25 protein-coding genes are annotated in these 24,665 nt (G+C 74.4%); 6 read left to right on the top strand and 19 right to left on the bottom strand.

Features of this window, described 5'->3' with window-relative positions; all coding sequences use genetic code 11:
- Positions 1-440: 440 nt before the first annotated feature.
- Both ACLE50_RS02615 and ACLE50_RS02610 read right to left on the bottom strand, forming a co-directional pair.
- A complete protein-coding gene (locus ACLE50_RS02615; RefSeq protein WP_410941710.1) occupies positions 441-674 on the bottom strand; it encodes a glutaredoxin family protein in 234 nt (77 codons plus the stop codon).
- Position 675: 1 nt separating this feature from the next.
- A complete protein-coding gene (locus tag ACLE50_RS02610; RefSeq protein WP_410941709.1) occupies positions 676-2,256 on the bottom strand; it encodes an AMP-binding protein in 1,581 nt (526 codons plus the stop codon).
- A 653-nt stretch (positions 2,257-2,909) separates the two neighbouring features.
- Between ACLE50_RS02610 and ACLE50_RS02605 the strand changes: the two genes are divergently transcribed.
- The 3 genes from ACLE50_RS02605 (at position 2,910) to ACLE50_RS02595 (ending at position 6,517) form a co-directional block, all read left to right on the top strand.
- On the top strand, positions 2,910-3,584 hold the full coding sequence (locus ACLE50_RS02605) for a sigma-70 family RNA polymerase sigma factor (protein ID WP_410941708.1): 675 nt from the start codon (positions 2,910-2,912) through the stop codon (positions 3,582-3,584).
- A 181-nt stretch (positions 3,585-3,765) separates the two neighbouring features.
- Positions 3,766-5,373 (top strand): DUF5667 domain-containing protein, encoded by a 1,608-nt coding sequence (locus ACLE50_RS02600; protein WP_410941707.1) that lies wholly within the window; start codon positions 3,766-3,768, stop codon positions 5,371-5,373.
- A gap of 289 nt (positions 5,374-5,662) precedes the next feature.
- Positions 5,663-6,517 (top strand): HAD family hydrolase, encoded by an 855-nt coding sequence (locus ACLE50_RS02595; protein WP_410942250.1) that lies wholly within the window; start codon positions 5,663-5,665, stop codon positions 6,515-6,517.
- A 26-nt stretch (positions 6,518-6,543) separates the two neighbouring features.
- On the opposite strand, the gene ACLE50_RS02590 is transcribed toward ACLE50_RS02595, so the two are convergent.
- The 14 genes from ACLE50_RS02590 to ddaH form a co-directional block, all read right to left on the bottom strand.
- The gene (locus ACLE50_RS02590; protein WP_410941706.1) at positions 6,544-7,539 is read right to left on the bottom strand and encodes a lysophospholipid acyltransferase family protein; all 996 of its coding nucleotides are present in this window, start codon (positions 7,537-7,539) and stop codon (positions 6,544-6,546) included.
- Positions 7,540-7,612: 73 nt separating this feature from the next.
- Positions 7,613-8,659, bottom strand: a complete 1,047-nt coding sequence (locus ACLE50_RS02585) for an NAD-dependent epimerase/dehydratase family protein (RefSeq protein ID WP_410941705.1) — start codon at positions 8,657-8,659, stop codon at positions 7,613-7,615.
- Between the two features lie 206 nt (positions 8,660-8,865).
- Positions 8,866-8,967, bottom strand: a complete 102-nt coding sequence (locus ACLE50_RS02580) for a 30S ribosomal protein bS22 (protein ID WP_010241351.1) — start codon at positions 8,965-8,967, stop codon at positions 8,866-8,868.
- Positions 8,968-9,191: 224 nt separating this feature from the next.
- Entirely contained in the window at positions 9,192-9,401 is a 210-nt protein-coding gene (locus ACLE50_RS02575; RefSeq protein ID WP_410941704.1) for a helix-turn-helix domain-containing protein, read from the bottom strand.
- Between the two features lie 238 nt (positions 9,402-9,639).
- Entirely contained in the window at positions 9,640-10,440 is an 801-nt protein-coding gene (gene proC, locus ACLE50_RS02570; RefSeq protein WP_410941703.1) for a pyrroline-5-carboxylate reductase, read from the bottom strand.
- A 97-nt stretch (positions 10,441-10,537) separates the two neighbouring features.
- A complete protein-coding gene (locus tag ACLE50_RS02565) occupies positions 10,538-11,380 on the bottom strand; it encodes a thioesterase family protein (protein ID WP_410941702.1) in 843 nt (280 codons plus the stop codon).
- 26 nt (positions 11,381-11,406) lie between these two features.
- Positions 11,407-12,261 (bottom strand): sugar phosphate isomerase/epimerase family protein, encoded by an 855-nt coding sequence (locus ACLE50_RS02560; RefSeq protein WP_410941701.1) that lies wholly within the window; start codon positions 12,259-12,261, stop codon positions 11,407-11,409.
- On the bottom strand, positions 12,258-13,955 hold the full coding sequence (locus ACLE50_RS02555; RefSeq protein ID WP_410941700.1) for a hypothetical protein: 1,698 nt from the start codon (positions 13,953-13,955) through the stop codon (positions 12,258-12,260). The genes ACLE50_RS02560 and ACLE50_RS02555 overlap by 4 nt, the downstream gene beginning before the upstream one ends.
- Before the next feature lie 5 nt (positions 13,956-13,960).
- Positions 13,961-14,962, bottom strand: a complete 1,002-nt coding sequence (locus ACLE50_RS02550; protein ID WP_410941699.1) for a Ppx/GppA phosphatase family protein — start codon at positions 14,960-14,962, stop codon at positions 13,961-13,963.
- Between the two features lie 58 nt (positions 14,963-15,020).
- Positions 15,021-15,710, bottom strand: coding sequence for a response regulator (locus ACLE50_RS02545; RefSeq protein ID WP_410941698.1), 690 nt, complete (start codon positions 15,708-15,710; stop codon positions 15,021-15,023).
- Positions 15,707-17,083 (bottom strand): sensor histidine kinase, encoded by a 1,377-nt coding sequence (locus ACLE50_RS02540; RefSeq protein WP_410941697.1) that lies wholly within the window; start codon positions 17,081-17,083, stop codon positions 15,707-15,709. Before ACLE50_RS02540 ends, ACLE50_RS02545 begins: the two co-directional genes overlap by 4 nt.
- Positions 17,084-17,236: 153 nt before the next feature.
- Entirely contained in the window at positions 17,237-17,971 is a 735-nt protein-coding gene (locus ACLE50_RS02535; RefSeq protein ID WP_410941696.1) for a phosphoglyceromutase, read from the bottom strand.
- A 17-nt stretch (positions 17,972-17,988) separates the two neighbouring features.
- Positions 17,989-19,248 (bottom strand): ornithine--oxo-acid transaminase, encoded by a 1,260-nt coding sequence (rocD, locus tag ACLE50_RS02530; protein ID WP_410941695.1) that lies wholly within the window; start codon positions 19,246-19,248, stop codon positions 17,989-17,991.
- Positions 19,248-20,099, bottom strand: a complete 852-nt coding sequence (gene ddaH, locus ACLE50_RS02525) for a dimethylargininase (RefSeq protein WP_410942249.1) — start codon at positions 20,097-20,099, stop codon at positions 19,248-19,250. The genes rocD and ddaH overlap by 1 nt, the downstream gene beginning before the upstream one ends.
- Positions 20,100-20,166: 67 nt before the next feature.
- Here ddaH and ACLE50_RS02520 point away from each other — a divergent pair, with 67 nt between their 5' ends.
- Both ACLE50_RS02520 and ACLE50_RS02515 read left to right on the top strand, forming a co-directional pair.
- A complete protein-coding gene (locus ACLE50_RS02520; protein WP_410941694.1) occupies positions 20,167-20,607 on the top strand; it encodes an Lrp/AsnC family transcriptional regulator in 441 nt (146 codons plus the stop codon).
- Between the two features lie 58 nt (positions 20,608-20,665).
- The gene (locus ACLE50_RS02515; protein ID WP_410941693.1) at positions 20,666-21,172 is read left to right on the top strand and encodes a VOC family protein; all 507 of its coding nucleotides are present in this window, start codon (positions 20,666-20,668) and stop codon (positions 21,170-21,172) included.
- 20 nt (positions 21,173-21,192) lie between these two features.
- On the opposite strand, the gene ACLE50_RS02510 is transcribed toward ACLE50_RS02515, so the two are convergent.
- On the bottom strand, positions 21,193-21,957 hold the full coding sequence (locus tag ACLE50_RS02510; protein WP_410941692.1) for a GntR family transcriptional regulator: 765 nt from the start codon (positions 21,955-21,957) through the stop codon (positions 21,193-21,195).
- Positions 21,958-21,973: 16 nt separating this feature from the next.
- Positions 21,974-23,365 carry a GABA permease gene (gabP, locus tag ACLE50_RS02505; protein ID WP_410941691.1) on the bottom strand — a complete coding sequence of 464 codons (1,392 nt, stop codon included), beginning with the start codon at positions 23,363-23,365 and terminating at the stop codon, positions 21,974-21,976.
- Positions 23,366-23,500: 135 nt separating this feature from the next.
- Between gabP and ACLE50_RS02500 the strand changes: the two genes are divergently transcribed.
- Entirely contained in the window at positions 23,501-24,148 is a 648-nt protein-coding gene (locus tag ACLE50_RS02500) for a TenA family protein (RefSeq protein WP_410941690.1), read from the top strand.
- On the opposite strand, the gene ACLE50_RS02495 is transcribed toward ACLE50_RS02500, so the two are convergent.
- Positions 24,133-24,573 carry a hypothetical protein gene (locus ACLE50_RS02495; RefSeq protein ID WP_410941689.1) on the bottom strand — a complete coding sequence of 147 codons (441 nt, stop codon included), beginning with the start codon at positions 24,571-24,573 and terminating at the stop codon, positions 24,133-24,135. The two genes, ACLE50_RS02500 and ACLE50_RS02495, sit on opposite strands and share 16 nt — an antisense overlap.
- Positions 24,574-24,665 lie beyond the last annotated feature (92 nt).

The raw sequence follows: 24,665 nt of genomic DNA, 5'->3' as shown, positions 1-24,665 counted from the left end.
CTCCGTTCGGGGGCGTCGTGCCACGCCTCCGCGGCACCGTCCGGTGCCTGGTCGGTACCGAACGCTCCGGGACGCGCGGTCGCCGGTGCCCGCACGCGCCATGGCCGGATGGCCGAGCGGTACGTGCACGGGCGAGCCCCGGCACCGTGCCGCACCCGCGGGAATCCCTCGGGAACCACACCGCCGGGACCGGCGACGGGAAACCACGGTAGCCGCTTGTGAACGCCTGCACAAAGTTGCGATCTTGAACCGTGACGTGCTCCGTGCGGGCTGTGACCGGACCATCACCCGGACCTACCGGTGATCGACCACCACGGACCGTTCACCGTGCTCAGTGCCGTCGGTACCGGCTTCCAGGACACCACCGTGGCCGCCGTGCCGCGACCACGCGTGACACAGCTCTCGCGTGCGCGGGCGCACCCCGGGCCCGGCCTCCGGTCTCAGCAGGCCAGGGCGGCGCGCAGGCGTTGCGGGTCGACCCGGAACGACGCGTGCTCGGCGCCGTCGACCAGCACGACGGGCACCTGGTCGCCGTACTCGGCGCGCAGCTCGTCGTCGGCGTCGACGTCGACCGGCTCCCAGCCGGTGCCGGTGGCCGCGCACACCTGCGCGACGACGGCGGCGGCGTCGTCGCAGAGGTGGCAGCCGGCCCGGGTGAGCAGTTGGACCCGCACGTCAGGCCCTCGCCAGCGCACGACGGGCGATCTTGCCGGTGGGGGTGCGTGGCAGCTCGTCGGCGAATGAGACGACCGTGGGCCGCTTGAACCGGGCCAGCCGGGCCGCGCAGTGCTCGCGCACCTGCTCCTCGGTGGAGCCGTCGCCGTCCCCCGCCACGACCACGGCCTTCACCGCGGCGCCGGTCCGGTCGTCCGGGATCCCGACGACGGCGACCTCGGCCACGCCGTCGAGCTCGGCGATGACCTGCTCGACCTCGCGCGGGTAGACGTTGAACCCGTTCACGATCACCAGGTCCGACGACCGGTCCACCAGGTGCAGGTCACCGTCGGCGTCGAGGTAGCCGACGTCGGCAGTGCGGAACCAGCCGTCGGCGTCCGGGCCGCCGTCGAGGTCCGGCCAGTAGCCGGAGAACAGGTTCGGCCCGCGCAGCGCGATCAGGCCGGTGTCGCCGGAGGGGTCGGAGCCGTCGAAGAGGTCGTCCCCGGCTCCCTCCGGCTCGGGTGCGGCGTCGTCCGCCGTCGCCAGCGGACGGCCGTCGGCGTCGACCAGCCGCAGCTCGACGCCGGGCAGCGGGCGCCCGACGGAGCCCGGCTTGGCAGGCCGCCCCAGGTCGTTGGTGGTCACGACGGGTCCGGCCTCGCTCAGGCCGTAGCCCTCGTGCAGCTCGAGGCCGGTCGCGGAGCGGAACGCGGCCAGCCAGCCCGACGGCAGCGGCGCGCCGCCGGAGGTACAGAGCCGGACGCCGGCGAGCGCGGCCCGCAGGTCGTCCCCGTCCCCGGTGTCGAGCAGCATCCGGAACATCGACGGCACCCCGGCGATCACGCTGACCCGCTCCCGGGCGACGGCGTCGAGCGTGCGCCCGGGGTCGAACCGCCCGGTCAGCACGACCGTCGCGGCGGCCCGGCAGACCTGCAGCAGCCCGGCCGCGAGGCCGTAGACGTGGAACAGCGGCAGCGCCAGCAGCACCCGGTCGACGGCGGTGACCGGCGCAGGGCGCAGCGCCGCGGCCTGGTCCCGGTTCGCCAGCAGCGCCCGGTGCGACAGGCACACCCCGCGCGGACGGCCGGTGGTCCCGGAGGTGAAGACGATCAGCGCGATCGCCTCGGGATCCGCGGATTCCGGATCGGCCGCTGCGGCGCCGGCCGGTGCTGCCGGAGGTACTGCGGACGGGTCGGGCGGCGCCAGCAGGGTGGCCCCGACGGCGGCCGCGGCGTCGGCGGCGGCCCGGTCGTCGGCGTCGGCGACCACCACGGACGGTGACGCCTGGCCGAGCACGGCGTCCAGCTCGCGCGGCACCGAACGGGGCCCGACGGGCACCACCGCGGCGTCGGCACGGACCGCGCCGAGCAGCGCCACGCAGAAGGCCGCGCCGTCGGGCAGCGAGACCGCGACCCGGTCGCCGGGCGACACCCCCGCCGTCCGCAGCCTGGCCGCCTCGGCCGAGACGGCCGCGTCGACGTCCGCCCAGGTCAGGCTGATCGGATCGGCGCCGGAGAGATCACGGATCGCCTCGTGCGCGGGACGGTCGGCGGCCGCGCGGGTGATCAGCTCGTCGAGGTGGACCGGGGGGTGCGGCACGGGACGTCTCCTCGTCTCCTCGGCGGCGGGGCGGCCCCAGTCTGGCAAACGCCAGGCGGCACGGGGGACCGCTCGTCGCCGCACACGAACCGTGTCCGCCCCGGCACAGCGGGCGAGAAGGGCCGCGGGTGTGCACTGACCGCGCACACGGGGCCGCTTGTCGGACCCGAGGCGCGACGAATGGCGACGCGGGATCACAACGCCCGGATCGCCGTTTATGCTCCGCCGCTACAGGAGATCAACGCGTGAGCCTCCGGTTCGTCGCGCGGACTCACCCGAGGGAGTGGCATGGACCATCGGCGACCGCGACCGCGGGATCGATGACCCCCGTCATGCACCCCCTGCACGACCCCGCACCGCAGAACCACCCCGCACGGCAGAAAGACCCAGCAAGACAGCACGACCCCGCAGTGTCCGCCGTTCGTCCCGGCCGGGTCCCCGACCCCGGACCGGACCGACCCGACGCCGTCCGACCCCAGCCGGACGGGGAGGTGTCCGTGACATCAGCGACCTCAGCGAGCCCGGCCCCCACCGGGCCGATGCCCCGCTTCGACGATCGCGTCGTGAACCCCGGGTACCCCACCCGCGGCGCGTCTCACCCCTCGCAGGCACAGCCCACCCGATCGGGTGAGGCCCCCGCTCCCCAGCAGGGGATGCCCGCCCCGCGACGCGCCCCCCGGGCGTCGCAGAGCGTGGCGCGCCCCGAGCCCGTCACCCGAACCGCTCCCCCGCAGGCCGCGCCGGCCGCTCCGGTGGCCCCCGCCGAGCCGAAGGCCGCCGAGCACAACGAGTCGTGGGCGCTCGTCGAGCGCTGCCAGGCCGGGGACGCCGCCGCGTTCGGCGAGCTCTACGAGCGCTACCACGAGGTCGTGTTCCGGTACGTGCTGTTCCGGATGGGCGACCGCGCCTTCGCCGAGGACGTCACGCAGGAGACCTTCGTCCGCGCGCTGCGCCGGATCACCTCGGTCAGCTACCAGGGCCGTGACATCGGCGCCTGGTTCGTGACCATCGCCCGGAACCTGATCTTCGACCACGTCAAGTCCAGCCGGTACCGGCTGGAGCAGGCGACGTCGGAGATGGTCGAGATCTCGCCGGCCACCGGTGGCCCGGAGCAGCAGGTCCTCGACATGGCGACCAACGCCGAGCTCCTCGCCTCGGTCGAGAAGCTCAACTCCGACCAGCGGGAGTGCATCCAGTACCGCTTCCTGCGCGGGCTGTCGGTGGCGGAGACGGCCGAGCTCATGGACCGCAACGAAGGGGCGGTCAAGGCGCTGCAGCACCGCGCCGTCCGACGGCTGGCCCAGCTCCTGCCGGACGGCCTGCGGTGACCGACGGAGCGGCCCACATAGCCGCTGCCGCCGCGCACGGGCGCGTCACTGCGCCGAGCGCACGACTCGAAGCGGTGAACGGTCGAATGGCCGTAACCTCTCGCACGCCGCGTCGTTGTGCAGGCGAGCGCGGCACGACCGCGCCGACGAGCAGCGCGAAACTGCAGTGAGGACGGACGGCATGTCCAGGCGATGGGATGACGAGCAGCGGATCGGGGACCACGACGCGTGGGCCGCCGGTCCCGCCGATGCGCCCGCGTCCGAGGAGCTGGAGCACGAGACCGCCCTCGCCGCGTCGCTCGACCGCAGCCGGCGTGACCTCTCCCCGGACCCGCACGCATCCGCACGGATGCGGGCCCGGCTGTTCGAGACACTCGCCCGGGAGGGCGTCGGCAACACCGCTGCGGAGCAGCCCGGCAGCACCCGGCCGGTGGAGTCGCCGTTCGGGCGCCGCCACGTCGAGCCGCCGGACCCGACCGCGCCGATCGGCCCGCCGATCTCCGACGACCTGCCGCACGAGGCGGCGACCACCCGTCGTACGGCCGGGGAGCACCTCCCCGAGACCGACGACCCGGGGTCGCGCCCGCGGCGCAGGCCGCGGCACGTGCTGCCGGCCGACCACCCGGACCACCCGGAACGGACGACCGCCGCAGCCGGTGCCGCCGGTGACCGCAACGGTCCCGGCCGGGACGGCGACGAGCGCCCGGCGCCGCGGATGCTGGACCGCCGCCGGCCGAGCGTCCGCAAGCGTTTCGGGATCGTCGTCGGCGGGTTCGCCGCGCTGGCCGTCGTCGCCGGGGTGACCTCGACGATGAGCCGCGACGCGCTGCCCGGCGACACGATGTACGGGGTCAAGCGGGCCAACGAGAGCGCGGGCGGCCTGTTCACCATGGGTGACCAGGCCGAGGCCGCACGCCAGCTCGACATCGCCCGCTCCCGGGTGGACGAGATCGAGAACCTGATGGCGCGCAACTCGTCGCCGTCGCCGGACGCGATCGCCGGCAGCCTCGACGACTTCGACCGCGCGACCGGCAACGGCTCGCGGATGATGCTCAGCGGCAACGACTCCGACGGCGCCGACCCGGCCCGCCTCGCCGACCTGCGGACCTGGGCACAGACCCAGTCCCAGCGGCTCGGTGCGCTCCAGGGCCGGATGCCCGCGGCGGACCGTCCGGAGGCCGCGGAGTCCGCGCAGCTGCTCGACCGGGTGCTCGCCCGGGCCGAGGCGATGCGGGCGACGAGCTGCAGCACCGACGGTGGCGCGGTCGACGACCTCGGCCCGATCCCCGGCCGCTGCGGGTCCTCGGGCACCGACCAGCGCGCGAAGGCGTCCTCGACCGGCTCCCCCGCCGCGGAGAGCTCGGAGCAGGCGACCGGCACGTCGGCCGCCGGTTCCACGACGCCCTCGTCGGAGTCCGCCACCGGGCAGTCCTCGGCGGAGTCGGCGACGCCGTCGCCGAGCAACACGCCGGAGCAGTCCGCCGCGTCGTCCTCGTCGTCGTCCACGTCGCCCTCGCCGTCCACCTCGTCCTCCGCGCCGTCGTCGACGACCGAGGCGCCGTCGACCGGCACCACGGACAGCGGCCGGGACAGCGCCCAGGACTCGGAGCGGGAGCCGGAGAAGACCACCGGGTCCGCGCCGAAGCTGCCGCTGCTGGGTGGCGGCGGCGTCCCGGCCGGCGGTGCCGGCACGCCCGCGCCGAGCACGCAGAAGCAGACCGGTCCGCTGCCCCCGGTCCAGGTCCCGCCGCTGCTGCCGGGCCTGGGGCCCGTCAAACTCGGCGGCTGACACCCGCGCCGGGGTGATCCCGGAGTCCGCGCGGCCCGGTCCGCGGAGCGTCACGTTCCGCGCCGGGCCGCCGCGGCGTCGGCCCCAGTAGGGTGGGGACGTCAGCAGCGCAGTTCGCAGCAGGAAGGCCGCCGTGGTGAGCGATCCGGGGTCCCCCTCCGACGAGGTCGACGTGTCCGGGGAGCCCGGCACCGGGACCGGTACGTCCGGGGAGCCGCCCGCCGGGACCTCATACGGTGCCGTCCCGGCGTTCCCGCGCGAGCCCCTCCCCCGCGAGCCCGGCGAGGCCGTGGATCCCGCCCAGCGCGCCGGGCAGGCGTCGGCGGCGGCCGCGGTCGCCGCGGAGGCCGAGGACGCCCTGGACGGGGACGGCGGCCCGCCGCCGGACCTGACCGCAGCCGCGTTCTTCGACGTCGACAACACGATGATGGTCGGCGCCTCGATCTTCCACTTCGCCCGCGGGCTGGCCGCGCGGAAGTTCTTCACCACCTCCGACCTGGCCGGGTTCGCCTGGGAGCAGATCAAGTTCCGGGTCGGCGGCCGGGAGAGCGACGTGTCCGGCCACCGCGACACCGCGCTGTCCTTCGTCGCCGGGCGCCCGGTCGACGAGGTCGTCTCGCTCGGCGAGGAGATCTACGACGAGCTCATGGCCGACCGGATCTGGGCAGGCACCCGGGCCCTCGCCCAGATGCACCTCGACGCGGGCCAGCGGGTCTGGCTGGTCACCGCGACGCCGGTGGAGCTGGCCCGGATCATCGCCCGCCGTCTCGGCCTCACCGGGGCGCTCGGCACGGTCGCGGAGTCCACCGACGGGCTGTTCACCGGGCGGCTGGTCGGCGAGATCCTGCACGGCCCGGCCAAGGCGCACGCGGTGCGGGCGCTGGCCGCGTCGGAGGGGCTGGACCTGCGCCGCTGCACGGCGTACTCGGACTCGGTCAACGACGTCCCGATGCTCTCCGCGGTCGGCACCGCGGTCGCGGTGAACCCGGACTCGGAGCTGCGCGACGTGGCGAAGGCCCGGAACTGGCAGATCCGTGACTTCCGCACCGGGCGCAAGGCGGCCCGGATCGGGGTGCCGTCGGTGCTGGGTGCGGGCGCGGTCGCCGGTGCGGTCGCGGCCGGGCTGGCCTACCGCAAGCGCTGAGCGGCCCTGCCAGGGACGGCCGGGACCTACCCCAGGAAGACGTTGCGCCGCTGGGACAGCAGCCGGTACAGCGTGTGCTGGATGGTCTCCCGCACCTGGTCGGTGAGGTTGAAGACCAGCATCGGGTCCTCGGCGTCGGCCGGGGTGTGGTCGTCGGTGCGGATCGGCTCGCCGAACTCGATGTACCACTTCGACGGCAGCGGGATCAGCCCCGCCGGGCCGAGCAGCGGGAACGTCGGCGTGATCGGGAAGTACGGCGCCCCGAACAGCCGGGCCAGCGCCGGGATGTCGCCGATCTTCGGGTAGATCTCCTCGGCGCCGACGATCGAGCACGGGATGATCGGCACGCCGGTGCGCAGCGCCGCGGACACGAAGCCGCCGCGGCCGAAGCGCTGCAGCTTGTAGCGGTCCCGGAAGGGCTTGCCGACGCCCTTGAAGCCCTCGGGGAACACCCCGACGAGCTCGCCGGAGCTCATCAGGCGCTCGGCGTCGGGGTTGCAGGCCAGCGTCGCGCCGGACTTGCGGGCGATCGACCCGGACACCGGCAGCTTGAACATCAGGTCCGCGCCGAGCAGGCGCAGGTGGCGCCGGGCGGGGTGGTCGTCGTGCGTGCCGACGGTGACCATGGCCGCGTCGAGCGGGAGGGTGCCGGAGTGGTTGGCGACGATCAGCGCACCGCCCTCGGACGGGATGTTGTGCATCCCGATCGTCTCCACCCGGAACCAGCGCTTGTAGAGCGGGCGCAGCGTGGGCAGCACCATGGCCTCGGTGAGCTCGGGGTCGAACCCGAAGTCGTCGACCTGGTACTCGCCGGTGAGCCTGCGGCGCAGGAACTCCAGCACCCGCTCCAGGGCGGCTTCCCAGGCCGGCTGGTCCGCGGGGTCGATGCCCTCGAGTTCCAGGGCGGCCTCGGCCGCCGCGATCCGGGCGTCCTCGACCGCGCGCGTGGCCGGCTCCGTGGCCGTCGGCGGACGTGCGGGGCCACGGTTGCCACGGATCGGGATCACCCGGGCCTCGGCCATTCGGTCGCCTCTCGTCTCGCCGGACCGCACCTGCGGTCGCCTGTCGTCGTGTGCCGTCATGCGCCGGGCCGGATCACCGCAGGGCCCGGGCCGCGCTCAGCACCCCGCGCTCGACGGCGGCGATGCGGTCCGCGCCGAGGACGGGGCTGAGCGCCTTGCCGCGGACGAAGTCGTCGAAGGCCTGGGTGGTCGTCCAGCGCGGCTCGAAGCCGAACTCGCCGATCAGCCGGCTCAGGTCGACCACCCGGCCGAAGTTCAGGAAGCGCATCTGCTCCGGGGAGAAGTCGACCACCCGGGCGCCGCGCAGCACCCGGCTCACCGGGCCGACGGCCGTACTGGGCACCGGGACCGCGACCTTGCCGGCGCGGCGGATGGCCTGGGAGAGCATCAGGACGCCGTGCGCGGCGACGTTGTACACGCCGGGCAGCTCGTGGGTGGCGGCCCGCTCGAGGACGGCCAGGCCGTCCTCCTCGTGCAGCAGCTGCATCCGGGCGTCGTAGCCGAACACGGTCGGGACGACGGGCAGCGAGAAGTAGCGGCTCAGCACGGTGTCCATGCGGGGCCCGATGAAGTTCGCGAACCGCAGGACGGTGGTGGTCACGTCCGGGCGGCGGCGGCTGAAACCGCGCAGGTAGCCCTCGATCTCGACGGCGTCCTTGGCGTAGCCGCCCGACGGCAGGTTCTTCGGGGGTGTGGCCTCGTCGAACACCGCGGGGTCACGGGGACTGGAGCCGTAGACCGCGGTGGTCGACTTCAGCACGACCCGCCGCACGCTGGGTGCCTTCTGGCACGCCGCGAGCAGCTGCATCGTGCCGATGACGTTCATCTCCTTCATCGTCGCCCGGCCGCCGGACGAGCCGGGGCTCGCCGAGAGCGACGCGTGGACGACGGTGTCGACCCCGGCCGAGGAGATGACCTTCGCGATGAGCGGGTTGCGGATGTCGGCGCGGACGAACTCCGCGCGGCCCATCCGCCGCAGCAGGTCCCGCGGGGGCGGGACGGTGTCGACGCCGAGCACCCGGTCGATGTCCGGGTTCGCCGCCAGCCGGGCGGCCAGGTGGCCGCCGAGGAAACCGCTCACGCCGGTGACCAGCACGACGGACGGGGTCGGCTGGGGCATGGAGCGACCTCACCTCACTGCGGCTGGGTTGCGACTGGAGCCGGGACCACCGGATCGCGGGGCCACGGTGGTACCGCCGATGCTAGTCCTCGCCGGTCACGGAACGCAGGAGAAGGCGGGCGTGACACGCCCGACCCCCGGCACGCGTCCGGCCGCAGACACGTCCGGCCGCGCAGCCCGTGCAGACGGGCGCGCGGCCGGAGGGGTCACTTGCCGAGCTTGCGGCGCTGCACCCGGGTCTTGCGCAGCAGCTTGCGGTGCTTCTTCTTCGACATCCGCTTGCGGCGCTTCTTGATGACCGAGCCCATGGGGTGCTCCTCCTGTGTCGACGCAGATCGTCCGGCGACCGCACCACCGGGAGGCCAACGAGGAGGCCGACCGCGCACACACGGCGAACGGCGGCGCGGAGGTGTGACCGGTGGGGGTCGACAGCCGGTGGACCACTCTACCGGGCGGCCTCGTACCGCCCCCGACGAGGGCCCTCGTCACGCCTGGTGGGAGCACGTGCGCCCGGCGGCGCCGGGAGGGAGGCTCAGCCTGCGTCGAAGTAGGCGTTGCGCAGGTAGTCCTCGACCGCGCGCTGCGGCACCCGGAACGACCGGCCCACCCGTGCCGCGGGCAGCTCGCCCGAGTGCACGAGCCGGTACACGGTCATCTTCGAGACCCGCATCATCGAGGCCACCTCGGCCACCGTCAGGAACTGGACCTGGTTGGGGCGCAGGGGTTCGGCTCGCTCCGCCATCAGGCACCGCCTTCCTCTCCCCGGCTCCGGACGCCCCGGTGGTGGGGGATGTGCGGATGGAGTCTACCGGGGCGGATGTGACGGCCGGCAGTCGCTGTGGTGGCCCGATCCAGTGACCGTCCGGCGCGCCAGGGTGACGAGGGGTCATCCGATGCGCTGAACGAGTGGCGACCGCGTGCAGCAACCGCCGATCCGGTGGCCCGCCGTCACACCCGGTGGGGTCGGCAGCACCCCGGCGTCAGCCCTGTCCGAGCTCCACCGAGCGGTCGTGCGCGGCGGTGACGGCGTCGGCGAAGGCGGTGCGGATCCCGTGCCGCTCCAGCTGCGCCAGTGCGGCGGCGGTGGTGCCGCCGGGCGAGGTCACGTTCTCCCGCAGCACGGCCGGGTGCTCGCCCGTCTCGCGCAGCATCCGGGCCGCACCGAGCGCGGTCTGCACGACGAGCTCGGTGGCGTCCGGGCGCGCGAGCCCCTGCGCGACCCCCGCCTCGATCATCGACTCGACGACCAGGAAGAAGTACGCGGGCCCGGAGCCGGACAGCGCCGTCGCCACGTCCTGCTTGGTCTCGGGGAGCACCAGCGTGGACCCGACGGTGGACAGCAGCTCCCGGGCGCGGGCCAGGTCGTCGTCGCTCGCGTGGGTGCCCGCCGACAGCGCGCACATGGCCTCGCCGAGCAGCATCGGGGTGTTCGGCATGACCCGCACGACCGGCGTGCCCTCGGGCAGGGCGCCCTCGAACAGCGACGTCGGCAGCCCCGCGCACAGCGAGATCACCGTGGCGTCCTTCCCGATCACCGGCGCGACCTGGGAGATCAGCGCGACGGCGTCCTGCGGCTTGACCGCGACGACGACCGTCCCGGCCCCGCGCACGGCCTCCTCGACCGGTGCGGAGACGATCCCGAGCCTGTCGGCCAGCTCCGCCGCCCGGCTCTCACTGCGCTCGGCGACGACGAGGTCGCCGGTGTCGTATCCCGCGGCGACCAGCCCGCCGAGCAGGGCCTCGCCGATCCGTCCGCCACCCAGTACCGCGATGCGTGTCATGCCCCGAGCCTAAGGAGCCGCCGGACGGCGGGCCGGACGGCTCCGGGCCTCAGCTCTGCGGGGTCTCAGCTCTGCGGGGTCTCGGTCCTGAGGGGTCTCAGCCCTGCAGCGGGGCGAGCGCGAGCTGGCGGGCCTGACAGACGACCCGGCCCGCCGAGTCGACGACGGTCACGTCCTCGTCGAACTGCGTCCCGACCACGGCCGAGGCGTGCGAGCTCACCCGCAGCCAGCCCGGCGCGGGACGGGCCCGCAACAGCGCCGTGAGCTGCACCGTCGGCGCCCAGCCGGTCGAGCCGCCGAGGTTGAACACGGTGGGCGGCAGGATGTCCCCGGCCATCAGCGCGAAGAGCAGGTCGGGTTCCTCGCCGCGCGGGCGTACCCAGCCGGCCATCTCCGGGGCGCCGGTGTCCCCGGTCAGGAAGGGCAGCGACCCGCGGCGGTAGCGCATCTCGCAGGCCGCGGCGATGCCCTGCGGGCCGCCGGGAGCGTCGGCGGGGTCGATCGCGTCGGCGGGCGGGGCGGGCTCCAGCGGGCTCGGCGCGCCCTGCCAGCGGACGGCGCCGTCGGCGGCCGGGTCGGCCAGTACCCCGGCGGTGACCGTGGCGTGCAGCATGAGCCTGCCGCCCTGGGAGAGCCGGACGACGACCGAGGAGATGGTCCGGCCGAGCTTGAGCGGCTCGGCCTCGATGTCGACCGGTGCCAGGTCGGGTGCGCGCAGGAAGTCCGCGGAGACGGCCAGCGGATCGAGGCCGGGCGCGCCACCGGCGGCCAGGCGGGCCAGGGCGGCGTCGGTCATCAGGACCATGAGCAGGCCGCCGAACGCCTTCGGGCCGATCGCCCAGACGTCGTCGAGGTCGGCGCGGAACCGGCCCTCCCCCAGGTCCTGGAGGACGTGGGCGTCGGAGAACGGCCGCCCGGTGCGCACGCCTGCGTTGCTCATGACCCGCATGTTACCCACGGGTAGCCTCAGGCGGCACCGATCGGGACGTCGCGATCGGCGGCCAGGTGCAGGCGGGCGTAGAGCAGGGACTCGGCGAGCAGGCCGGTGCGTTCCAGGCGGGTCCGGCAGCGTCGCGTCGACACCTCGAGGACGACGGTGCCGCCGCCCGCGGCGAACCCGCCGCCGGCCAGCGCCCGGCACACCTCGGCGCAGGGCTGCCCGCCGCGGCCGGGCACGAGGTGCTCGTCGTGCGGGCCACCGGAGCCGTCGGTCAGGTGCAGGTGGGTGAGGTTGCCGCCCATGCGCCGCAGCAGGTCCAGCGCGTCGACGCCGGCGGCGGCGGTGTGCGAGAGGTCGAGGGTGTAGGCGTCGAACCCGATCGCGGTGGGATCGTGGCCGAGCGCGTACGGGACGGCCTCGATACCGGCGCGGCGCACCGGGAACATGTTCTCGACCGGCAGGGTGACGCCGTGCTCGTCGTGGGCGCGGGCGACCTCGTCGGCGAACACCCGGGCGTAGCGGTGCTGCCAGCGGAACGGCGGGTGGACGACGACGGTGCGCGCACCGAGCCGCCCGGCGGTCTCGACGGTGCGGCGCAGCCGGTGCACCGGGTCGGAGCCCCAGACCCGCTGGGTGACGGCCAGGCAGGGCGCGTGGACGGCGAGCACCGGGACGCCGTAGCGGTGGGCCAAGCGCTCGACGGCGCGCGGGTCCCGGCTGACCGGGTCCGTCCAGATCATCAGCTCGACGCCGTCGTAGCCGAGCTCGGCGGCGATCTCGAACCCGGCGGCGACGCCCTCGGGGTAGACCGAGGCGGTCGACAGGGCGACGGGCACGGACGACGGGGCCGTGCGGAAGGCCCCGCCGTCGCGCGTCGTCACCGGTCCAGGAGTACCAGAAGTGCTGGTGACACGGTGAGCAGCAGACCCACCAGCACGGCGAGCAGCGTGGTCTTGAGGTCGTCGTTGCGCAGCAGCGCGCGGACGCCGAGCACCAGGCCCACGGTGACGACGACGGCCAGGACCAGCGCGACGAACGGCAGCGAGAACCACAGGTAGCGGAAGCCGACCCACACCGCGGCACCGACGACCGCGCCGCCGATCCACTGCGCGATGACGACGGCCCAGCCCTGCCCGGTCCCGGCCGCGCCCTCCGCGCCCTGCTCCAGGCCGGCCGGCGCGACGCCCTCGGGCGCGGCCTCGTGGCCGTGCGCGATGCGCTGGGTGCCCTCGGGGACGTACTCGGCGGCGTGGGCGTGGTCCGCGTCGTGCTCGTGGAGCCCGTGAACGGTCTCGTCGGGGTCCGCGAGGTCGTGGTCGTCCCCGGGCTGCTCGTGGACGCCGGGGTGTCCGGGCTCGTCACCGGCGACGTCGGGCCGGGCCGGGAGGACGCCGGTGCGGGCCGCGGAGAGGTCCGCACCGTGCGGGCCGGGTGCGCGGTGCGCGTCCGGGACGCCGTGCGGGTCGCCGGCACCGTCGAGGTCGTCGTCCTCGTCGTCGAGCGGCGGGGCGCCGAGCATGGTCGGCGGGCCACCGTCGGCGTCGGCGGGGCGGGCTGCCGGACGGGCGTCGAAGCGGCCGGTGGCGGCCTCGTCGGCCGGGGACTCGGGCTGCTGCGCCGTGCCGGTCTGGGCTGCGCCGGGCTGGGCTGCGCCGGGCTGCGCCGTGCCGGGCTGGGCTGCGCCGGGCTGCGCCGTGTCCGGCCGGGCCGTGCCGGGGCTGCTCGCGAGGCCGGCCGCACCGGCTCCGGCGAACGCGGCGGTCGCTGCGGCGCCGGGGGCGGGCGGGCCGTCGGTGGTGGCACCGTTGCGGGGCGCGGCGTCCGGGGCGTACGGGTTGCGGGCGTAGCCGTCCGCACCCTGCGGCCCCTGCTGCCCCGGGCCGTACGGGTTGCGGCCGTAGGCGTCCGGACGGCCGTAGCCGGCACCGCCGTTCTGCCCGGCCGGGTTCTGCTGCCCGGGGTTCTGCTGCCCGGGGTTCTGCTGCCCGGGGTTCTGCGCGGCCCGGTTCCGGGGAGCGAACGCGTCCCACCCCTCGGGGGCGCGCTCGTCCTGCCAGCGGCCGCGGGCCTGGGCGGCGTCGTCGGGGGCGGCGCCGTTACGGGCCACGCCGTTGCCCGCGGGGTTCCACGCCGGCCCACCGTTCGGGGCCGCACCCCAGCTCTGCGCACCGCCGGGGGCCGCGCCGTAGGGCGCCGCACCGTTCGGAGCAGCACCGTTCTGGGGGGCACCGTTGGGAGCGGCAGCGTTGGGAGCGGCGCCGTTCTGGGGCGCCCCCTGCGGGCCTACCCCCTGCGGGGCAGCACCCTGCGGGACGCCGTAGCCCTGCGGGGCACGGCCCTGCGGCACGCTCCCGGCGCCGGGGAACTCGGTGTACCCGGACTGCTCCGGGCGACGTGCGGACGGGAGCTCGGGCGCCTGTCCCGCGGGCGCGCCGCCCTCGGGCGCACCGGTGACGGGTGTGCCGTCCTCCTCGGCCGCGCGCCGCCGGCGGCGACGCCCGCTCTGGGAGCCGCCGTTGGCCGCGAGCAGCTCGGCGACCGTCCGCTGGCGGGGCTCTCCGCTGTCCACACTCATCCCGATCACCGTGCCCTGCGCGTCGTCAAGGGTCCAAGTCCGGAGTCCGCGTCGTGCGCCGAGCGGTCGTCCACCGTCGTTCCGTCGAGCATGTCGAACCGTCGGAGGATGACTCCCTCCCGCAGCGCCCACGGGCAGATGTCCAGTTCCTCCACGCCGAGGGCGTCCATCGCGGCCTGCGCGACGATCGACCCGGCGACGAGCTGGTGCGCGCGGCCCGCGCTGACGCCGTCGAACTCGGCGAGGTCCGGACCGGACATCCGGGTGATGAACGCCGACAGCTGCCGCAGGCCCTGCGCGGTCAGCGTGCGGTGCGCCCGCGGCCCCGCACTCGACGGCGCGGCACCGGCCAGGCGGGCCAGCGTCCGGAACGTCTTCGAGGTCCCGACGGCGTGGTCGGGTTTCCCGTCGGCCTTCAGCCGCTCGGCGACCGGCTTGAGGTCCTTGCGGACCTTCTCGGTGAGCCGCTCGATCTCCGAGCGCGGCGGCGGGTCGGCGGTGAACCACTCGCGGGTCAGCCGGCCGGCACCGAGCGGCACCGACGCGGCCTCGTCGGGGATCTCGTCGCGCCCGACGGCCAGCTCCAGCGAGCCGCCGCCGATGTCGAGGACCAGCAGCCGCCCGGCCGACCAGCCGAACCAGCGGCGGACGGCGAGGAAGGTGAGCCGGGCCTCGTCGTCGCCGGGCAGGACCTCCAGGGTCACCCCGGTCTCGTCGGCGACCTTCGCCAGGACCTCGGCGGAGTTGGTCGCGTCGCGCAGCGCGGACGTCGCGAACGCCATGAGGTCGTCGCACCCGGACGCCTTCGCGGTGTCCCGGGCCCGGTGGACGCTCTCGAGCAGGGCCTTGACCCCGTCCTTGCTCAGCGCTCCGGAGTCGTCGAGGTGCTCGGCCAGCCGGAGCCGGTCCTTGTCCGAGGACATCGGGGTCGGGTGCGCACCACGGTGCGCATCCACGACGAGCAGGTGGACGGTGTTGGACCCCACATCGAGGACGGCGAGACGCACCCGGTCAGGTTACCGAGCCGTTATCCACTCCCGGGGCGGCCCCCGCCTCACACGGAGATCACACGTCGAACTTGTAGCCCAGACCGCGCACGGTGACCAGGTGCTTCGGCGTCGACGGGTCGTCCTCGACCTTGGAGCGGAGCCGCTTCACGTGGACGTCGAGGGTCTTGGTGTCGCCGACGTAGTCCGCGCCCCACACCCGGTCGATCAGCTGGGCGCGGGTGAGCACCCGTCCGACGTTGCGCAGCAGGTACTCCAGGAGGTCGAACTCCTTGAGCGGGAGCGCGACGTCGTCGCCGTTGACCGACACGACGTGCCGCTCGACGTCCATCCGAACCGGACCGGCCTCGAGGATCCCCGGGCCGCCCTCGGCCTCCGGGACGGGCTCGCCGCCGCGGCGCAGCACGGCGCGGACGCGGGCGATCAGCTCGCGCGCCGAGTACGGCTTGGTGACGTAGTCGTCGGCGCCGAGCTCCAGCCCGACGACCTTGTCGATCTCGCTGTCCCGCGCGGTCACCATGATCACCGGGACGGCGGAGCGGGAGCGCAGTGCCTTGCAGACGTCGGTGCCGCTCATGCCGGGGAGCATGAGGTCGAGCAGCACGATGTCGGCGCCGTTGCGGTCGAACTCCGACAGCGCGTCGTTGCCGTTGGCGGCGACGGCGGTCGTGAACCCCTCCTTGCGCAGCATGAAGGCGAGCGGGTCGGCGAAGGACTCCTCGTCCTCCACGATCAACACCCTGGTCATGTCGTCCCTCCGGTTCTGGCGGCGGTCTCGGGGTGGCCGTCGCCGTGCCCCGCACCGGGGTCGGTGCGTCGGCCGGTCGCAGCGGGCCCGCTGGTTGTTCCACCGGCGTCGGTGGTGTCGCGGCCGTCGCGTCGCTCGGCCGCGTGCTCGGTGGCGCCGTCCTCGTCGTCGGCGGCGGCGTCGGCGCCCGGGTCGAGGGCGAGCCGGGCGGGGATGCGCATCGTGAACGTCGACCCGGTTCCGGGCCGGCTCCACAGGCGCACCTCGCCGCCGTGGTTGGCGCACACGTGCTTGACGATCGCCAGGCCCAGCCCGGTGCCGCCGGTCGCCCGCGAACGCGCCGGGTCGACGCGGAAGAACCGCTCGAAGACCCGCTGCTGGTGCTCCGCGGCGATGCCGATGCCGCGGTCGGTCACCGCGATCTCCACCGAGCCGTCGACCTCGCGCCGGCTCACCGACACCGACGAGTCGGCGGGCGAGTAGGCGATCGCGTTCTCGACGAGGTTGGTGAGCGCGGTGACCAGCAGGCTGCGGTCGCCGTCGACGACCAGCCCCGACGGCGGGTCGGCGGCGATCTCGACCGCGCCCGACTCGGCGGAGGTCCGGCTGCGCGCCAGTGCCTCGGCGACGATGTCGTCGATCTCGACGGCGGCCAGCTCCGGCAGCCGCTCGGCGCCGGTGAGCCGGGACAGCGCGATCAGCTCGGACACGAGGTTCCCCATCCGGGTCGCCTCGCGGAGGATCTTGTCGCCGAACCGGCGCACCTCGACGGCGTCGGGCTCACTGCCCTCGGCGGGCTCGAGGCCGTCGAGGGTGTCGAGCAGGGCCTCGGCCAGCAGCGCGACCGCGCCGACCGGGGTCTTCAGCTCGTGGGAGACGTTGGCGACGAAGTCGCGGCGGGTGGCCTCCAGCCGCGCCACCTCGGAGGTGTCGACGGCCTCGACCAGCGCGAACCCGTTGCCGAGCGGACGCACCCTGGCCTCGACCGCGACCGGGCCGCGCGGCGAGCGCTCCAGCGGCGAGAGGTCGACCTCGAGCCGGCCTGCACCGGACATCACCCGCTGGCAGGCGGCCCAGGCACGCGGGTCGAGCCGCCCCTCCGTGACGGCGCCGAGCGAGGCGGCACGCGGGTTGTGCAGCAGCACGCCGCCGCCCGGGGAGATCACCACCAGTCCCGACGACGACTGCCGGAACGTCCGGTGCAGCATGTCGCCGAGCGTCGGGGAGTCGGCGTCGGAGGCGTCGACACGCTCGTCGTCGGAGCTGCGGACGCGGCGCGGGTCCTCCTTCGGAGGACGGCGCGCGAAGGCCGCCCCGGCCAGCAGGCCGAGGCCCAGAGCGACGGCCACGATCAGCCACGCGAGCGCGGTCACGAGCGCATCCTAGGCAGTCGGGGCGGGTGCGTGACCAGCGCCGGACCCCGGATGGTGACGTCCACGACCCCCTCCCGTGGGACTGTTCGGCCCGCGTTCACCCCCGATTCACGGGGCGGGCCGAACAGCGCACCGGGAGCCACCGGGACCGGCTCAGCGGCCCTGGTTCGCGACCCCGGCGATGGCCTCCTCGGCCGCGGCGGGGTCGAGGTATCGCCCGCCCGGGGTGGTGGGCTTCAGGTCGTCGTCGAGCTCGTAGACCAGCGGGATGCCGGTGGGGATGTTGAGGCCGGCGATGTCGTCGTCGGAGATGCCGTCGAGGTACTTCACCAGGGCCCGCAGCGAGTTGCCGTGCGCGGCGAGCAGCACGACCTTGCCGTCGCGCAGGTCCGGGACGACGGCCTCCTCCCAGTACGGCAGGAACCGCTCGACGACGTCGGCGAGGCACTCGGTCAGCGGCGCGTCGATGTCGGCGTAGCGCGGGTCGGCGTCCTGGGAGAACTCGCTGCCGGGCTCGATCGGCGGCGGCGGGGTGTCGTAGGAGCGACGCCAGAGCATGAACTGCTCCTCGCCGTACTCGTCGAGGGTCTGCTTCTTGTCCTTGCCCTGCAGCGCGCCGTAGTGCCGCTCGTTGAGCCGCCAGTCGCGCTTGACCGGGATCCAGTGCCGGTCGGCGGCGTCGAGGGCGATGTTCGCCGTGGAGATCGCGCGGCGCAGCAGCGAGGTGTGGACGACATCGGGGTCGACCCCCGACTCGGCCAGCAGCTCGCCGCCGCGCCGGGCCTCCGCCTCCCCCTGCTCGGACAGCGGGACGTCCACCCAGCCGGTGAACAGGTTCTTGGCGTTCCAGTCGCTCTGGCCGTGGCGCAGCAGTACGAGGGTCGGCATGGCGGACAGCCTGCCACCTATCCCCGCGTCAGGTCCCGCAGAACCTCACCCAGGGTGTCCACCAGCACGTCCAGGTCGGACCGCGTCACGACCAGCGGCGGCGACAGCCGCACGGTCACTCCGTGGGTCTCCTTCGCCAGCACCCCGCGCCGCGCCAGCTCGACGCAGACCGCACGACCGGCCTCCACGTCGTCGCCGCCGATGGCCGGGTCGACGTCCACGCCGAACCACAGCCCGATCCCGCGCACCGCGGTGACCCCGGGCAGCGACCGCAGACCCGCCCCCAGGTGGGCGCCCAGCTCCCGGGCCGCGCCCTGGTACTCACCGGTCGCGAGCAGCCCGCACACCGCCGACCCCACGGCGGCGGCGAACGGGTTGCCCCCGAAGGTCGAGCCGTGCTCGCCGGGGCGCAGCACGCCCAGCACGTCCCGGCGGCCGGCGACGGCGCTGACCGGCACGATGCCGCCGCCGAGCGCCTTGCCGAACGTGTAGAGGTCGGCGGTGACGTCGTCGAGCTCGCTGCAGCGGGTCGCGCCGCACCGGCCGAGCCCGGCCTGGATCTCGTCGCAGACGAACAGCACCCCGCGCGACGCGGTGACCTCGCGGACCGCCCGCAGGTAGCCCTCCGGCGGGATGATCACGCCGGCCTCGCCCTGCACCGGCTCCAGCAGCACCGCGACGGTGTCGTCGGTGATCGCCGCGGCGAGGGCGCCGATGTCGCCGTAGGGCACGCGGTCGAAGCCGGGGGTGAACGGGCCGAACCCGTCGCGGGCGGAGTCGTCGTCGGAGAAGGAGACGACGGTGGTGGTGCGGCCGTGGAAGTTCCCGCCGGCGACGACGATCCGGGCCCGCCCCGGCGCGACGCCCTTGACCCGGTAGCCCCAGGCCCGCGACACCTTCACCGCGGTCTCGACGGCCTCGGCGCCGGTGTTCATCGGCAGCACGGTCTCGGTGCCGGTGAGCTCGGCGAGGTCGCGCTGGAACGCGGGCAGCCGGTCGTTGTGGAAGGCCCGCGCGGTGAGGGTCAGTGTGTCGAGCTGCCGGTGCGCGACCTCGGTGAGCACCGGGTGCCGGTGCCCGAAGTTCAGCGCGGAGTAGCCGGCGAGGGCGTCGAGGTAGCGGTTGCCGTCGACGTCGGTGACCCAGGCGCCCTCGCCGGAGGCGAGCACCACCGGCAGCGGGGCGTAGTTGGTGGCGCCGTGCGCCTCGGCCAGGAGGATCTGCTCCCGGCTCGCGGTGCGGGCAGTGGACATGTTCCCGGATGTGACTGCGGTCATCACGCCTCCCGGTCGGGACGGAGCTCGAGGGTGCAGCACTTGATCCCGCCGCCACCGCGGCGGAGCTCGGAGGTGTCGACGGCGACGGTGCCGAACCCGCGCTCGGCCAGGTCCGCGGCGAACTTCTCGGCCTGCGGCGCGTGGACGACGGTGCGGCCGTCGGAGAAGCAGTTCAGCCCCAGCACGGACGCGTCGTCCTCGGAGGCGATCACCGCGTCGGGGAAGCGGAAGCGCAGGACCTCCTGCGAGGCGTCGTCGAACGCCGAGGGCAGGTAGGCCACCGAGCCGGGCCCGCCTGCCGGGTCGAGCACCGCGAACGCGGTGTCGAGGTGGTAGAAGCGCGGGTCGACCAGCTGCAGGCTCACGACCTCGCGGCCGAAGACCTCGGCGGCCTCGGCGTGCGCGACCGGGTCGGTGCGGAAGCCGGTGCCGGCGTAGATCGTGTCGCCGACGAGCAGGACGTCGCCCTCGCCCTCGTTGACCGCGGACGCCTCACGCACGGTGAGCCCGTGCCGGGCGAACCAGGCGCCGTAGGCGGGGCCCTCGGCGGCCCGCTCGGTGTGCCGGAACCGCGCGGTCCACGCGATCCCGTCGATCACGGTGCCGCCGTTGGCGGCGAAGACCATGTCCGGGTAGCCGGGCAGCGGGTCGACGAGCTCGACGCCGAACCCGAGGTCGCGGTAGGTCGCGTACAGCGTGTCCCACTGGCGCAGGGCCAGGTCGGTGTCGGTGTGTTCCTCGGGGCGCATCCACGGGTTGATCCGGTAGCTCACGGTGAAGTACGTGGGCCGGCACATCAGCACCTGCGGCGTCGTCATGGGCCCATCCTTGCGCGCCGCCCGCGTGCGTATCCCCGCTTTCGACGCACGATCCGTGCGTAGTGTGCCGATCTCACGCACGGAGCTAGCATGTGGCGCCGTGGACGGGATCGACGCGACCGACCGGAAGCTGCTGGACCTGCTGCGCATCGACGGGCGCGCACCCTGGGCCGACCTCGGCGCGCGGGTCGGACTGTCCGCCTCGGCGGTGCGCCGGCGGATCGACCGGCTGACCGCACGCGGCGTCATCACCGGGTTCACCGTGCTCGTCGATCCCGACGCGCACGACGGGCCCGGCGTCGAGGCCTACGTCGAGCTGTTCTGCCGCGGCACCGTCGCCCCCGCCGAGCTGCAGCGGATGCTCTCCGCGGTGCCCGAGGTCGTCACCGCCGGGACGATCACCGGCGAGGCCGACGCCCTGGTGCACCTGCGCTCGCGCGACGTCCGCTCCCTGGAGGACGCCCTGGAACGGCTGCGGATGGCGGCCAACGTCGACCACACGCGCTCGGCCGTCGTCCTCACCCGCCTGGTGAATCGTTGAACTCTCACCTTCTTTGCCGTACGGTTGGAGTTGAACGCTCAACCTCATGGAGAGAGTCATGCCCGTCCAGCGCCTGAACCACGCCGTCCTCTACGTCCGCGACACCGCCCGCAGCGTCGCGTTCTACGCCGACGTCCTCGGCTTCCGCACGGTCGTCGAGCTGCCGAACGGCGCGGGCGCGTTCCTGCAGGCCCCGGGCTCGTCGAACGACCACGACCTCGCGGTGTTCGCGATCGGCGCCGGCGCGGGCGACTCCCCGGCCGGCCGCAGCACGGTCGGGCTCTACCACCTGGCGTGGGAGGTCGACACCCTCGGCGAGCTGGCCGCCGTCGGGCAGAAGCTGCAGGCCGCCGGTGCGCTGGTCGGCGCCTCCGACCACGGCTCCACCAAGGCGCTCTACGCCCAGGACCCGGACGGGCTGGAGTTCGAGGTGTGCTGGCTGCTGCCCGCCGACCTGCTGGGCGAGGACACCGCGATGCGCACCGCACCGCTGGACCTCGACGCCGAGATCGCCCGCTACGGCGCGGACACCCCCGGCGGGATCGGCGTCTCGGTCAGCGCCTGAGAACTCAGGACGGCCGCCCCTCAGGACGGCTCGGAGAGGTCCACCCGGTAGCCGGTGCGAGCGGAGAACCGCGCGGTGACCGAGAAGCGGTCGCCGCGCACCAGCGTGTGCCGCCATTCCACCGGCCGGTCACCGGCGAGCCCGAGCCGCTCGATCGACAGCGCCGCGACGCCCTCGTCGATCCCGAGCAGCTCCTGCTCGCCGCGCGCCGGGAGCACGGCGCGGATGTTCTCGTCGCCGCCGTCGACCCGGATGCCGCAGCGGCGGCGGTACTCCGGGTAGAGACCGGTGTGCGAGAAGTCGATGTCGAGCAGCGGTGCGGCGAGGTCCTCCGGCAACCACACCCGGTCGACGGCCAGCGGCTCGGAGTCCGCGAGCCGCAGCCGCTCCAGGTGCACCAGCGGGGTGGACTCCTCGAGACCGAGCCGGGCGGCGATCACGCCGTCGGCCCGGACCTCGAAGGTCCGCACCACGCTGCGCTGGGTCCGCCCGGCCGCCTCGACGGCCACGTAGAGCGAGTAGGGCTCGTCGAGCGACTGCTCGATCGGCAGCGGCCCGGCGGGCCGGGCGACCCGGCCCCGCCCGGCGACCACGACGCCGTCCTCGCGCATGCGGCGCAACGCCTCACGCACGGTGTGCCTGCTGACCGAGTACTCCGAGGCGAGGGCGAACTCACCCGGCAGCGCCGTCGCGAACTCGCCCTCGTCGAGCCGGCGGCGGAGATCGGCGAGCAGCTGCTGCCACAGCGGCGTCCCCCCGCCGCGCTCCAGTACGCGCCCACTCATGGACACACCGTAGGGCTCAGGTGTCGGCGCCGATCGTCCGGCGTCGGGTCAGCCACACGCCGACCGCGACCACGCCCACCGCGATCAGCGCCGTCATGCCCAGGTCGAGGCGCGAGTCCTCGCGGGAGGCCATGTAGATCAGCACCACCGGGATGACGACGATGACGGCCCAGGTGAGCACCGGGAACGCCCACATCTTCACCGGCATCGCGACGCCCTCGCGCTCCAGCGTGCGGCGCATCCGCAGCTGGGAGACCGCGATGACCAGGTAGACCAGCAGCGCGACCGCACCGGAGGTGGCGAGCAGGGTCTTGAACACGTCGTCGGGAAAGACGTAGTTGGCGATCACCGCGAGGAACCCGATGATCGTCGAGCCGAGCACCGCGTAGCGCGGGACGCCTTGCGAGGTGGTCCGGTTGACGATCGCCGGGGCCTGGTTGCGGCGGCCGAGCGAGAACAGCATCCGCGACGCGGTGTAGAGCGCGGAGTTCAGGCAGCTCGCGACGGCGACCAGGACCACGACGTCGACGATGAGCTTGGCGCCCGGGATACCCAGCACCTCGAGCGCGGTCTGGTACGAGCCGGACTCGGGCAGTCGCGGGTCGGTCCACGGCACGATCGCGACGACCAGCAGGATCGAGGCCAGGTAGAAGATCCCGATCCGCCAGATGACCGAGCGGGTCGCCTTGCCGATCTGGTACGCGGGGTTACCGGACTCGGCCGCCGCGATCGTCACGATCTCGGTGCCCATGAAGCTGAACATCGTCACCAGGACCGCCGCGATCACCGCTCCGGGGCCGTTCGGCATGAACCCGCCTTGGTCGACGAGGTGGGAGAACCCGCTGACGTTCCCGCTCGCGCCGGGCAGGATCCCCAGCACGGCCAGGGCCGCGACGACGATGAACGCGATGATCGCGGCCACCTTGAGCAGCGCGAACCAGAACTCGAACTCGCCGTAGTTGGCGACCGAGAACAGGTTGGTGACGGTGAGCAGCAGGGTCACGACCAGCGCCCAGCCCCACTGCGGGACGCCGGGGACCCAGGAGTTGAGGATCGTCGCCGCGGCGGTGGCCTCGACCGGGATGACCAGGACCCAGAACCACCAGTAGAGCCAGCCGACGGTGAACCCGGCCCACGGCCCGATCGCCCGGTCGGCGTAGGTGGAGAACGAGCCGGAGTCCGGGTGGGCCGCGGCCATCTCGCCGAGCATCCGCATCACGAGGACGACCAGCGTCCCCGCCAGCAGGTACGCGAGCAGGACGGCCGGTCCGGCCTTCGCGATCGCGCTGCCGGAACCGATGAACAGGCCGGCGCCGATGACGCCTGCGATGCTGATCATCGTCACGTGCCGCTGGCGCAGGCCGGCGCTGAGTTCGCCGGTCTCCTGCGCGGGGGCGGTCTGGGTCATGTGAGTCCCCCTGTGCTGCGTGGCCCGGCGGTCGCCGGTGCGCCGCGCAATGTTCACCCGTCCGGACGTCCGCGGGAAGACCCTGACGATCACGAGTTCGTCGCCGTGCATGACGGTCGAGTTAACGTGACCCTCGTGACGGCATCCGGGAGTGGATTCAGCGCCGATTGGCGAGGCGCGTGCGACTCCGTCTGGCGTAGCGCGGTCACCCACCGCTTCGTCGACGAGCTGTGGGCCGGGGCCGTCGACCGTGGCGTGCTGCGGCACTACCTGGAGCAGGATCACGAGTTCGTCGACGCGTTCCTGGCGCTGCTCGGCGCCGCCGTCGCGCACGCCGACGACCCGGCCGCGCGGGTGCGGCTCGCGCAGCAGCTCGGCCTGGTCGCGGGCCCGGAGAACGACTTCTTCACCCGGTCGCTGGCCGCGCTCGGCAGCACCGGGCTGCGGGCCAGGGCCGCGCCGACGACCGGGTTCCTGGACCTGATGGCCGAGGCGCGCGACGACGGGTACGCCGAGGCGCTGGCCGTGCTCGTCGTCGCGGAGTGGCTCTACGCCGACTGGGCCGCCCGGGACGCCGACGCGCCCGCCGACCCGGTCTGCCGGGAGTGGATCGACCTGCACCGCGGGCCGGAGTTCACCGCGTGGGTGGAGTTCCTGCGCGCCGAGCTGGACCGGGTCGCTGCCGGTCTCGACGAGGAGCGCCGGGCCCGGGTCGCGGCGATGTTCGTCCGCGCCGTGAACCTGGAGCTCGCGTTCTTCGACGCCGCCTACGCGCCGGTGTAGCGGACCACGGCCTTCACGATCTGAGCCCGCGCGACGGTGACCCCCGCGGACGTCGCGACGGCACCGGCGAACACCGACCGCCCGGTGCGTCTGTCGAGCGTTCCGCGGAACGCGACCGTCCCGCCGTGCGTCGCCGGGGCGATCAGGGTCGACGCGGTCGAGACGGTGACCGCGTGCTCCGCCGTGCTGAGTGCCGGGAGCGCCGCCAGCAGCGCCGCGACCTCCAGCCCGACCGCCAGGGCGCCCGCGTGTGCGCCGCCCGCACCGTTCCCGGCCAGGTCGCCGACCTCGAACTCGACGCCGGCGGCCGGGTCGGCCGGGTCGATCAGCCGGGCACCGAACGCCGCCTGCAGCGGTACGGCCAGCACGACGGCGACACGGTCGGTGAGGGCGGTTCCGGCGAGCGGTGCCGGGTCGGTGGTCATCGGGAGAGTGTGCGCCCGCCATGTGGACGGCACTTCTCCACAGGGTGACCCACATGTGCACAACCCTGTGGACAACCGCGCCGGGCCGGTGC

It is taken from the genome of Pseudonocardia phyllosphaerae, assembly GCF_046546475.1.
Lineage (GTDB): Bacteria > Actinomycetota > Actinomycetes > Mycobacteriales > Pseudonocardiaceae > Pseudonocardia > Pseudonocardia phyllosphaerae.
The sequence above is the reverse complement of the archived record's forward strand: the minus strand, read 5'-3'. Positions and strand labels throughout refer to the sequence as shown.